Genomic DNA, 12,464 nt, shown 5'->3' with positions numbered 1-12,464 from the left:
CAGTTTGAAGGTCAGACCAAAACAAAATTAGGTAACTCTGAAATCAGTCTACCTGTTGATCAGGCGGTGAGTGAAATGCTTGCCAACTATCTGGAAGAGAATCCGAAATCGGCTAAATCCATTGTCAACAAAGTGATCCTGGCTGCAACAGCCCGTCACGCAGCCCGCAAAGCCCGTGAATTGGTTCAACGTAAAACCGTCATGACCGGAGGCGGATTACCCGGAAAGTTGGCTGACTGCTCGGAAAGAGACGCTGAGCAATGCGAAATTTTCCTTGTCGAGGGAGACTCGGCAGGTGGAACTGCCAAACAAGGGCGTAACCGTCGTTTCCAGGCAATTCTGCCTTTGCGTGGTAAAATTCTGAACGTGGAAAAAGCCATGCAGCACAAAGTTTTGGAGAGTGAAGAAATCCGAAATATTTTCACGGCACTTGGAGTAAGCCTTGGTACTGAAGAAGATTCTAAAGCTGTAAACCTTGAAAAGTTACGCTACCACAAGATTGTGATCATGACCGATGCCGATGTGGACGGAAGCCACATTGCAACTTTGATTATGACCTTCTTCTTCCGCTACATGAAAGATTTAATTAAGAATGGCTACCTGTATATCGCAACTCCACCTCTTTACTTGGTCAAAAAAGGTAAAAAAGAAGAGTATGCCTGGACTGAGCAACAACGATTACAGTTCATCAACGAATGGGCTGAAGGAAAAGAGGCAAGCGTACACGTACAGCGCTACAAAGGTCTTGGTGAGATGAATGCTGAGCAGCTTTGGGAAACAACCATGGATCCGGAACGTCGTACACTTCGACAGGTAACAATCGAAAACGCTGCTGAAGCTGACCACGTTTTTAGCATGTTAATGGGCGATGAGGTTCCGCCTCGACGCCAGTTCATCGAAGAGCATGCGGTTTATGCAAACATCGACGCTTAAGCAATAAAATATCAAAAATGTCACCAGGGGGGTGACATTTTTGCTTTAACCTTAAAGTTACAACCATGAAGATTTGTGTCTTCGCATCATCGAGCAACGCGCTTCAGAAAATCTATTCCGATGAAGCAATTAAGCTGGCCTGCCTTATCGGACAGAATAAACAAACTCTGGTAAACGGGGGGGCCAATGTAGGACTAATGCACGAGATGCTTGAAAAAGCAGCTGAAAGCGGCGCTCATACGATCGGCATTATCCCTGAAAAACTAAAAGGGCACCAACTGGTTTCGGAGCACGCCATCGAGCTTCACGTAACCAAGGATATGATGGAACGCAAAGCCATGATGCGCGAGCTGTCCGATGCATTTATCGCTCTTCCCGGTGGATTTGGAACTTTGGAAGAAATTCTGGAGGTTATTACCCTGAAACAACTCGACTACCACAATAAAGCCATTGTATTTCTTAACACGAACGGGTTCTACAACGATTTGTTCCGTCAATTCGAACGTTCGTTTGATGAGAACTTTGCAAAACCATCCTATCGCGATTTGTATTTTATTGCGAACACCAGCGAGGAAGCGATGGAATATCTTCAGGCTTACGAACCTCCAAAGCCAGTAAATAAATGGTATAAAGTTCCAACAAACGGACAACAATAAAAGAAGATTGAAGCCAATCCCTGTTAAGTTTTCTTCAGGGTTTTCAGCTGAAATCTCTTCCGGATACCCCACGCCATCACTCATCTAAAGCAGCTGAATAGCAGCAGCCAGTTTCCGGTAATTTCCGGCTGGATTCCAACAAACAAAACCTGGCATTTTTAGTTTGGCAACTGCCTTTATCTGTTGAACTATCCGCTCGGGCGTATATGAAAAGCACTGAAGCATCGGAACGATCTTACAATCCGTCGTAACTTTTAATTTAGCCTCCCGATACCCTTCACTTATGATTTCGAAAGGATGCTCTACAGGAACCCGATACCCCAAGGAACCACTATAAAAATGGGAAGGATAAAGCATCGGATAGATGGTATCGACATAACGCTGAAGTGAAGAAATACGCTGTCCTACATTCGATTTATAGTGAGACCAGGCAGAATATCCAAAAACCTGTAATCCCAGTTTTATATTCCCTGATTTCAATAATTGCTGAACCGTTTTCACCACTTTGTCAATCCGTACACAACGGTCATCCTCCATCCCGTACCCCGGCAAATCCGGATACCGAATATAATCCAATACGATTTCATCAAAGCCAAAGGTCATCTCTTGAGCTAATAATTCAAGGTTGTAATTTACAACTTCATCATTTCCCATATCAACCCAATACTGATTATGACCAACTTCCAGGGCAAAATTGTTCATCCCTTTAAAAAGCTTCTTATCCACGAACATGGTATGACGAGCAACTAACCGAATACGACGATTTTTCAGTTCACCAATTAATGAGTCGAAGTCCAAACTCCTTTTTTGGCCATCGATTGTTGCAACCTGCGCCCCAATTTCAATTGCCAAATTAGATTTCGGTTGATAAAAAAGCTCGCCAAACGCATTCTTCACGTCAATCATCAACGTATTCAAGTTATTTTGAAGAAGAAAATCGTAAATCCGCTGAATCCGAATTTGTGTCACAGCTCTCCACCCCGGCAAATAGATTCCCCTCATCGGAATTTCATCCAGTTTCGTAGTCGCCATCAAGGTAGTCCAACTCGGAAGCACATAAGCTCCCGCAACAGAACACCCCAATAATTCCAAAAACTCTCTGCGCATTAAATTTCTCATGGCTCCGGCACAACCGTGCTTTTAGACCATTTCATTCCCCACCGTTGTGTACCATTTTATACGTAAGAGTCCGCCTTCCCGATTAGCTATTTAAACGGGATTTTACAGATGAATTCACGATCTATTGACACGTGAATACATATACACCAGCAAAAATTTTTAAAAAAAATTCAGCAATCATTTCGAATTATTCACAATAGAATCGAATTGCCTTTTCGATAGCCTTGCGACAAACCGGGCAAAAGCCAGGGGCTTCATTCGTTTTCATCCGGCAATCCATCATTGGGCTGTAAATCCCTTTGGCGCTATAGCCTCCTCCTTCAAACAAGCCAACCACATCTTTATATTTTGCAATGCGCGGTGTTGGCTGAGGAATACCTTCAGGAATCATCGATTTCCACTTCCTTTCAAAATCAACCAAAGTTGTTATATTCGGTTCCCAAGGCTCAACCTTCAGGTTATAGAAGTCATCGTAAGCCACCGAGGATGTGTAATATTCATCAGCCAGGCCTGCAAAACCGTGCCCAAATTCATGCACAAAAACCTGGGGTGAACGTTCATTATCAACTGTTGTTAGTGTCAGGTAATTATAAAAGCCACCTCCTCCGTATATATCAGAATTAACCAGCACAAAAAGTTGATCAAAAACGGCATTTGCAGCAGCATCGTGCATGGCTTTTAAATCTTTCGATGTCAGATATCGGGCTTCGTCGAAGGTATAGAAGTGCGAATTAAAGGCTGTGCTTTTATAAATTCCCTTTCCCGGAATATCGGTTCCTGACTCTGCGGACGGTACCAGGACGGCATAAAGATTAAAATCGTTCTTGTGTTCCTTGTAGGGCTCCATGGCAAACATGTAGTCTGTCAATCGTTTAATGTCATTCTTAAACTTGCCCATTTCATCCGCTTGATAACCTTCAGCTAAGAAAACCACGTCCACCTTTTTATCATGAGGTCCGTTTTCCATAATCGGGATTACCGGATAATCCGGACCTTTTTCATCCACGATAAAATAATCTTTGGGATCAATTGTCAAATTCAACAATTCCTTAAAGCCCCCTTCCCATGTCCTCATTTCAATAACGAATTGCACCTTCTTTTTCGGAAAGGGCATAAGTTCAACATGGTAATAACTTCGATCCAGTTTCTTGGCTTCCGGAGTCGTCTGCCACTCCTGAAATAAAGAGCTAAAACCACGGGAGAACAACAACTCCCCGGTTTCCGGATCCTTCAACTGATATCGAAAATTCCCATAATTTTCGTGATCAATTAAGTGCGTATGCGATCCGGCCCACTCGCCCTGCTTTTTCATTTGCTCCAAAAAAACCTCGGTACGTTGATTATTCCCCGCCAATGTGAAATCGACCCGCAAGGTCCGGGCTTCAAAATATTTATTAAACGAAACTTCAGCATTTACCAGTAAGGGACAAATTGTTACGAGCAATATCCAAACAAAACGTATCATAATACGGGGTTTTTATCTATTTTCGAACCATAAAATACCAATAAAAATTTGACTTAAGCAAAAACAAATATCATGAAGCAATTGAATGAATGGCTAATTAGCCTTTTTGAAAAGCTTGATATATCGAGTCACTGGGCAAGTGCTTTCGGGATAACCATATCTATTATCATCTTAATCCTTGCAGCATTAGTCGCTCAATTCCTGATAAGAGTTATTCTCGTATCATTTATTCATCGGATCTTTCGAAAAACAAAAACTGTTTGGGACGATTTTTTGATACAACACAAAGTATTCAATGCACTGGCACATCTCCCATCGGCCTTCATGATTTATGCTGTATCCAATTTTTCAGGGATAGAAAGTGTCGACTTTGGCTTATCTGTCGTAGCTCGCCTCTATTTTGTTTTCATACTGGCGATGGCGGCCGTTCGTTTTGCAAACGCTGTCAACGACATCTACCAAACCACGCCCTATGCCGCAACCCGGCCAATCAAAGGATACATTCAACTCATTCAGATTCTGATCATTTTCATGTCTGTAATCCTAGGAATCGCGATCATCATCAACAAATCGCCACTTGGAATCTTTGCAGGCTTAAGTGCCATGGCGGCCGTATTATTGTTGATCTTCAAAGATACGATCCTCGGATTCGTTGCCAGCATTCAGTTATCGGCATACAAAATGGTAAAGCCCGGTGACTGGATTGAAATGCCCGGTCACCGAGCCGATGGGACTGTGATCGATATCTCATTAACAACTGTAAAAATTCAAAACTGGGATAAAACCATCACAACAGTTCCAACCTACGCCCTGGTTTCGGAATCTTTCAACAACTGGGCAGGTATGGAAGAATCGGGAGGACGCCGGATCAAGCGCTCAATTAATATTGATATGAAAAGCATCCGTTTTGCAGATAAAGAATTACTGGAAAAACTAAGTCACTTTTACCTGCTGAAAGATTACATCGATCAAAAACAAAAAGAGATTCAGGAATTCAATCAGCAACTAAATATTCCAAAAGAAGATGTTTATAACGGACGGCGACAAACCAACCTGGGAATTTTTAGATACTATTTGGATGCCTACCTAAAACAAAATCCCAATATCCATCAGGAGATGACCTTCCTTATTCGTCATTTGCAACCCACAGAAACAGGACTACCGATCGAAATTTATGTATTTAGCAAAGACCAGCGTTGGGCTAATTACGAAGGTATCCAGGCTGATATTTTTGACCACATTTTGGCCATCCTGCCCGAATTCGACTTACGAGTCTATCAGAACCCCAGCGGGCACGACATCAACCAACTCGCTAACATCCTAAAGTCCACAAATTAAGATCATAATTAAACCCAAATAATTTTTATCCATCCGGGAATTATATCATTTAGAATTCCGTAAAAATATTCTACATTTGCCCCGCTTTGAACTAAAGGTGTTTTCACTTTCTTAGTTTAAGAACAGTTTTAATTACAAATTACGGCCTAATAGGAAAGAATATTTATTAATTATCGTATTTTTATACAGAAATATTCGAATTTCATATCAAATAAAATGATGAATCAAGATTATATAGAACCCCTACCACAGATTGATGAGTTGGATGAAAAAATCCTGCGTCTCATCACTAAAAATGCACGTATTCCGTTTCTTGAAGTAGCCCGCGAATGCGGTGTTTCAGGAGCTGCCATTCACCAACGTGTACAGCGCTTACTAAACCTGGGGGTTATTTCAGGGAGCGAATTCATTGTTAACCCGGCAAAGTTGGGTTACAATACATGTGCTTATATGGGCGTTTATCTCGAAAAAGCCAAATACCATACACAGGTAGCGGAAGCATTACGCAAAATTCCGGAGATCGTAGAATGCCATTATACAACCGGACAATATGCGATTTTTGTAAAAATCCAGACAAAGACCAACAAGCATCTGAAGAAGTTGATTGATGAAGATCTTCAGGAGATTGAAGGTATTGCCCGAACCGAGACTTTCATTTCGTTGGAAATGGACTTTAAGCGCCAGGTAGCAATCAAGTAACTTAAGTTATTCGACAATACAAAAACCGTTCATAACCTGAACGGTTTTTTTATATCCTAAACCCAAAAATGAAGGCATAAAAAAACTCCCCGGAGACAGTGGGGAGTTTCGAGCATATAAAAGAGCGACTCGTTAAAGCTTACTGTCGCTTTTATATTCAAAGTCGTACGATTCGTTGTGTTGACTCAAATCTAAACCAATTTTTTCAGATTGTGGAGAAACTCGAATAGAAAGAATCATATCTGTAATTTTATACATCAGCATTGAACCACCAAAAGTGAACACACCAACAATCACCAGCGCTAATAGGTGATAAAGGAAAGTGGTCACTTCGCCGTATATAAGACCAACATTCTGCGCAAAAACAGAAGTTAATAACATACCAACAATACCGCCCATACCATGCGCCGGGAAAACATCCAAGGTATCATCCAAACGCGTTTTGGAACGAAGTTCGATCGCGATATTACTTACAATCGAAGCAATAACACCAATGATCATACTGGAACCAACATTGACAAAGCCGGCAGCAGGTGTAATAGCAACCAAACCAACGACCAGACCAATCGCAGCTCCCATACTGGATGGTTTCTTACCTTTCGCCATATCGAAAAACAGGTATGCCAACATAGCTGCAGCCGATGCCGTGTTTGTATTCATTAAAGCCAATGCTGCTGTTGAATTTGCTCCCAACGCAGATCCGGCATTAAACCCGAACCATCCAAACCAAAGCATACCAGCCCCGAGTAATACAAACGGGATATTTGCTGGTTTCATTTCAGTTCCATAATCCTTGCGTTTACCAAGAAAAATAGCTCCTGCGAGCGCAGCAAAACCAGCCGACATATGAACAACAGTACCACCGGCAAAGTCCAGCACACCCCAATTTCTAAGGAAACCATTCGGGTGCCAGGTCCAGTGACACAATGGTGCATAAATAAAGAGAATAAACAGCACCATGAATAACATGTAAGCACGAAAGCGCACACGTCCGGCAAATGATCCTGTAATCAATGCAGGCGTAATAATCGCAAATTTTAATTGAAACATGGCAAAAAGTGCCAAAGGAATGGTCGGACTAAGATAAGGATCTGTATGTCCGCCAACGTTGTGAAACATAAAAAAAGTAGCAGGGTTTCCAATCAAGCCAAAACCTTCAGGTCCAATACTATCCCCAAAAGCCAGACTAAACCCGACAATCACCCAAACCACACTGATCAAGCCCATTGCAATAAAACTTTGCAACATCGTCGACAAAATGTTTTTCGGATTTACCATCCCGCCATAAAAAAAAGCCAGCCCTGGTGTCATCAATAACACCAATGCCGTTGCAGTTAACATCCACGCAACATCGCCCGTCACAATGTGTGGATCATCAAGCCCTCCAAATCCGCTAGGTACAAACACGCCAATAATACTGACGATAATCAATAGCAATAGAATGAAAAGCCAACTTAGATTAGCATTTTTCATAATGTCAATTAGTTAAGAATCCTACAATTCCAATGAGAAGTACAAATCTTTATCTTCAGCCAATATCAATTTGATACTTTTACAGGGGCAAAAATAGCATTTTAGAACTAAGTACAAAACACAAACTACGAACTGCAACAAAAAAATCTGATTTTTATCACACTATTAGCATAACACGAGCCTTCAAACAGATACAAAACACTAAAAAACAAATGGTTATAAAAACAAGTAACTTTTAATTTAAAAATAAACATTTTGAAAGAATAGATTTGAAAATAATTTCTATTTGCTAAATAATGTTTATTTTTGCCATATTATATCAATTACGTTTTTTTTCACATTATGACATTAAGAAATAATCTGGATCAGATAGATTTACACATTCTTGATATTATTACCAAGAATGCACGTATCCCGTTTAAAGATGTTGCAGCTGAAGTCGGCGTCTCAAGGGCTGCTGTACACCAGCGAGTTAACAGAATGATCGAAATGGATGTAATTACCGGTTCCGGTTATCACATCGATCCTAAGAAAGTAGACTATAAGACATGTACCTACGTTGGTATTTTCCTTGAAAAAGGTGGTTTTTACGACGACGTTGCAAAGATGCTCCAAGCAATCCCTGAGATTGTTGAGTGTCATTATACAACCGGATCCTACGCTATTTGGCTAAAAGTGTATGCTCGTGACAACGAACACCTCAAAGAAATATTGAGTGATAAAGTACAGAAGATTTCAGGCATTTCAAGCACCGAAACCTTCATTTCACTCGAAGAATCCTTTAAACGTCAGGTGCCGATCAGCTTTTAAGATCGGCACGCTGCCGCACCACTTCATAGACTAACAAACCGGCAGCTACTGATACGTTCAATGATTGTATCTTTCCCAAAATCGGAATCTGAACCCGATCATCAGCTAAATCCAGAATCTGACGATCAATTCCAAATTCTTCCGATCCCATAACAATAGCAACAGGCCCGGTATAATCCGTCTTACTATAGTTCTCCGACGATTTCTCGGTTGCAGCAATCACCTTCAAGCCGGATTGTTGCAAATACAAGACCGACTCCTTCAGGTTCCGGGTGCGACATACCGGCACCAGGTGTAAAGCTCCTGCAGAAGTTTTCACAGCATCAGCATTAATGCGGGCAGCGCCTTTATCGGGCACCAATACAGCATGTACTCCGGCACATTCGGCAGTACGGACAATCGCTCCAAAGTTGCGGACATCAGTCACCTGATCCAGCACCAGAATAATTGGGTTCTCACCTTCCTCGAACAAGCCTGGCAACAGGTTTTCAATATCGTAGAACGTAACAGGTGAAATAAACGCGATAACCCCCTGGTGGTTCTTTCGGGTAATACGATTCAGTTTCTCAACCGGCACATACTGAAAAGGAATATTATGCTGACGAATCAGGTCGAAAGCTTCTTTAAACAAGTCGCCCCTCTCCCCTTTTTGCAACAACACTTTATCAACTTCTTTTCCCGAGTTGATTGCTTCGATAACGGCACGGATGCCGAAAATCATATCGTCCGATTTTTGCTTTGAATCTCTCATGCGTAATATAATAAAATTGAGCCCTTCTAAACTATATACTTGCCCGGCTTACCAGGTCTTCTGTTTTAGCAATTCTTCGTATTCCTCGGTATATTCCGACCATTGTTCCATCACCTGCTCCAAATCCTGCTTCAATTTGTCGTAGGTTTCGAAGATTGACGGATCACTCAGATTGTCAGGGTTAGCCATTTTTTCGTCCATCGCCGCGACTTCATCCTCCAGACGGGCAATATCATTTTCGGCCTGCTCAACCGATTTTTCCAGGCGCGAAATTTGCTTGTTAATTTCTTTCCGCTCTTCGTAGCTAAGCTTATTCTCGTCGGCTGATACAACGACTTCCTTTTTAACTTCGGTATTATTAACAGGTTTCTTTTTCTGCTCCAGTTCTTTCAGAGATTCCAATTTCTTCTTTTGCAGAAAATCGTAAATGCCCCCCAGATGCTGTTTCACCTTTTTGTGTCTAAATTCGTACACACAATTCACGAGTCCATCCAGGAACTCGCGGTCGTGCGAAACAACAAGCACCGTACCGTCATACTCGGCCAAAGCATTTTTCAGCATTTCCTTGGAGCGAATATCCAGGTGGTTGGTCGGCTCATCGAGCACCAGAAAGTTGACCGGTTCAAGCATCAGCTTAATCATAGCCAAACGTGTACGCTCACCACCGGAAAGCACCTTCACCTTTTTATCCACATCCTCGCCCGAGAACATAAAAGCCCCCAGGATATCGCGAATCTTCGTCCGAATATCGCCCACAGCGATCTCGTCGATGGTTTCCAGCACAGTCAGGTTCTCGTTAAGTTTTTGCGCCTGGTTTTGGGCAAAATAGCCCACCTTCACATTGTGCCCGATCTTCAGTTCGCCGGTATGTTCGAGCTCTCCAAGGATTACCCGGGCCAGGGTCGTTTTACCTTCCCCGTTTTTCCCGACAAAGGCTACCTTTTCGCCCCGTTCGAGGATCAAGTCAATATCGTTTAACACCTCAAAATCGCCGTAGCTTTTCGATAAGTGCTTACACTCAGCCACAATTGTACCCGAACGGATAGCCGGAGGAAACTTCATATTCAAACGTGAATTATCCTCATCGTCCACTTCAATCCGGTCCAGCTTCTCCAGCATTTTGGCGCGCGACTGTACCTGAACGGATTTGGTTGCTTTATAGCGAAAACGTTCGATGAACTGTTCGGTTTCCTCAATCAACTTTTGCTGATTGCGGTAAGCAGCCAACTGTGTTTCGCGATGCTCCTTGCGCAACTCCAGGTAATGACTGTAATTCGCCTTATAATCGTAAATTTTTCCCAGCGAGATTTCAACAGTGCGGTTGGTTACATTATCGAGGAAAGCACGGTCGTGCGAAACCAGCACAACAGCCCCACTGTAGCTTGCCAGGAAATCCTCGAGCCATTGAATCGACTCAATGTCGAGGTGGTTGGTTGGCTCATCGAGCAGAAAAACATCGGGTTTACGCAACAGGATTTTCGCCAATTCGATACGCATGCGCCATCCCCCGCTAAATTCGGATGTTTGCCGCGTAAAGTCTTTCCGTTCAAATCCCAAACCTTTCAGGGTTTGCTCAATTTCAGCCTCCATATTGGTCCCGCCAATCATATGGTACCGGTCATTGAGGTCGGTTACCCGGTTAATCAACTGCATATAGCTGTCTGACTCATAATCCTCGCGCGTTGCTATTTCGTGATTCAACCGATCAATTTCAGCTTTCAGGCTCAGGATCTCGTCGAAGGCAGTCTTTGTTTCGTCGAACACCGTTTTGGAATTATCCACCACCATGTGCTGCGGCAAATAACCAATACGTGTATCTTTCGGAGAAGAAACCGTTCCTTCTGATGGCAATTGTTTTCCCGCTAAAATCTTCAACAGCGTGGACTTCCCCGCTCCGTTCTTCCCCGTAAGGCCAATCCGATCTTTAGGCGTAATCAGGAACGATACCCCTTTAAACAGATCAAACCCGCCAAAACTCACAACTAACTGATCAACCGAAATCATAAGCAATTCAAAAAATTGAAGTGCAAAGATAACAGAAACATCCGAAGAATTTAATTTTGAAATCGCCGGTTGCTTCTATTTATGCCGGTTGAATTGTATCTTCGCTTCAATAAACAAGACCCTATGAAAGCACTCCGAATTCACGTACTGCAGCATGTTTCGTTTGAAGGCCCTGCCTGCCTTCAACACTGGTTTGGAAAGCACAACTGCCCGGTGAGCTACACCCGTTTTTACGAGGCCGGTGCCCAACTGCCTGAGATGGCTGATTTTGACCGGCTGGTGATCATGGGTGGCCCGATGGGAGTTTACGACACGGAAGAATACCCCTGGCTCGAAACCGAGAAAGCCTTTATTCGCGAAGCTATTGCACAGGGGAAGTCGGTGTTGGGCATTTGTTTAGGCTCACAATTTATTGCAAGCGCACTGGGAGCCGAAGTTTTCCGCAATAAGCTACCGGAGATTGGCTGGTTCCCAATTCACAAAGCAGAAGACACTGACAGTGATCCGCTGCTAACGAATTTCGCCCCGAGCACAACAGTTTTTCACTGGCACGGCGACACTTTCAATCTGCCGACCGGTGCACGCCATCTGTTTTACTCAGAGGCCTGCCTCAACCAGGGATTTGCGATTGGCAACAAGGTCATCGGCCTGCAATTTCACCTGGAGGTAACCGAAGAAAGCCTGCAAGGGATGATTGCGCATGTTGGGAACGAACTGGTTCCGGAACAATACATCCAAAGTGCAGCGGAAATTTTAGGTCGAAAAGAATTGATTGCCATCAACAACCAACTGATGTACTCCTTAATGGATTTACTGGACTAAGCCCGAACAGACAGCTAGCTTCCGTGCATTCTTTTCGCTTCCGCCTGTTCTAATTGCTTCCGTCGATGCTGAATGAGTAACTACCGATGCGATGGAGCCTTCCGCCGATGCTAAACAGGTTTCCGTGCATGCGCTGCGACCTTCCGCCAGTACTTTTCACCCAACTACTAGTGATAAATAAGTTGCCATCGATGCGAAATCGTTAACTACCTATGCTGAATTAACTTCCGCCAGTGCTAAATACCCAACTACAAGCTTCCGTCGGGTTCTGAATTCCTTTCCGCCTATTTCAGTTCAACTTCAACCTTGAACTCAGGAGTTCGCAGCTCATCCGGCAGGTTTAGCAAGTCGGCAGTTGAAACTTTAATGCTCTCAGCCGGGATTCCCTGCCCCT

General features: G+C 43.1%; 11 protein-coding genes. 6 read left to right on the top strand and 5 right to left on the bottom strand.

Annotated elements, in window-relative coordinates; translation table 11 throughout:
* On the top strand, positions 1-933 hold a 933-nt coding region (locus AC37HE_RS05265; protein ID WP_500781740.1), incomplete at its 5' end, for a toprim domain-containing protein.
* Positions 934-998: 65 nt separating this feature from the next.
* Complete coding sequence (locus AC37HE_RS05260) at positions 999-1,589, top strand: LOG family protein (RefSeq protein ID WP_500781739.1); 591 nt, start codon at positions 999-1,001, stop codon at positions 1,587-1,589.
* Between the two features lie 84 nt (positions 1,590-1,673).
* Here AC37HE_RS05260 and AC37HE_RS05255 read toward each other — a convergent pair whose 3' ends face one another.
* Both AC37HE_RS05255 and AC37HE_RS05250 read right to left on the bottom strand, forming a co-directional pair.
* Entirely contained in the window at positions 1,674-2,696 is a 1,023-nt protein-coding gene (locus tag AC37HE_RS05255) for a putative glycoside hydrolase (RefSeq protein WP_500781737.1), read from the bottom strand.
* Between the two features lie 199 nt (positions 2,697-2,895).
* Positions 2,896-4,173 carry a M64 family metallopeptidase gene (locus tag AC37HE_RS05250; RefSeq protein ID WP_500781736.1) on the bottom strand — a complete coding sequence of 426 codons (1,278 nt, stop codon included), beginning with the start codon at positions 4,171-4,173 and terminating at the stop codon, positions 2,896-2,898.
* Positions 4,174-4,245: 72 nt separating this feature from the next.
* Here AC37HE_RS05250 and AC37HE_RS05245 point away from each other — a divergent pair, with 72 nt between their 5' ends.
* Positions 4,246-5,511 (top strand): mechanosensitive ion channel family protein, encoded by a 1,266-nt coding sequence (locus AC37HE_RS05245; RefSeq protein ID WP_500781735.1) that lies wholly within the window; start codon positions 4,246-4,248, stop codon positions 5,509-5,511.
* A 216-nt stretch (positions 5,512-5,727) separates the two neighbouring features.
* Positions 5,728-6,210 carry an Lrp/AsnC family transcriptional regulator gene (locus AC37HE_RS05240; protein WP_500781734.1) on the top strand — a complete coding sequence of 161 codons (483 nt, stop codon included), beginning with the start codon at positions 5,728-5,730 and terminating at the stop codon, positions 6,208-6,210.
* Positions 6,211-6,342: 132 nt separating this feature from the next.
* Here the strand turns inward: AC37HE_RS05240 and AC37HE_RS05235 are convergent, their stop codons facing one another.
* Positions 6,343-7,683 carry an ammonium transporter gene (locus AC37HE_RS05235; protein WP_500781733.1) on the bottom strand — a complete coding sequence of 447 codons (1,341 nt, stop codon included), beginning with the start codon at positions 7,681-7,683 and terminating at the stop codon, positions 6,343-6,345.
* 342 nt (positions 7,684-8,025) lie between these two features.
* On the opposite strand from AC37HE_RS05235, the gene AC37HE_RS05230 reads away from it, so the two are divergent.
* A complete protein-coding gene (locus AC37HE_RS05230) occupies positions 8,026-8,493 on the top strand; it encodes an Lrp/AsnC family transcriptional regulator (RefSeq protein ID WP_500781732.1) in 468 nt (155 codons plus the stop codon).
* Here the strand turns inward: AC37HE_RS05230 and rlmB are convergent.
* Positions 8,483-9,214: a 23S rRNA (guanosine(2251)-2'-O)-methyltransferase RlmB gene (rlmB, locus tag AC37HE_RS05225; RefSeq protein WP_500781731.1), complete on the bottom strand. Its 732-nt coding sequence runs from the start codon at positions 9,212-9,214 to the stop codon at positions 8,483-8,485. The two genes, AC37HE_RS05230 and rlmB, sit on opposite strands and share 11 nt — an antisense overlap.
* A 78-nt stretch (positions 9,215-9,292) precedes the next feature.
* Positions 9,293-11,248, bottom strand: coding sequence for an ABC-F family ATP-binding cassette domain-containing protein (locus AC37HE_RS05220; protein ID WP_500781730.1), 1,956 nt, complete (start codon positions 11,246-11,248; stop codon positions 9,293-9,295).
* 123 nt (positions 11,249-11,371) lie between these two features.
* Here AC37HE_RS05220 and AC37HE_RS05215 point away from each other — a divergent pair, with 123 nt between their 5' ends.
* The gene (locus AC37HE_RS05215) at positions 11,372-12,070 is read left to right on the top strand and encodes a type 1 glutamine amidotransferase (RefSeq protein WP_500781729.1); all 699 of its coding nucleotides are present in this window, start codon (positions 11,372-11,374) and stop codon (positions 12,068-12,070) included.
* Positions 12,071-12,464 lie beyond the last annotated feature (394 nt).

Source organism: Mangrovibacterium sp. (genome assembly GCF_059905295.1).
The sequence above is the reverse complement of the archived record's forward strand: the minus strand, read 5'-3'. Positions and strand labels throughout refer to the sequence as shown.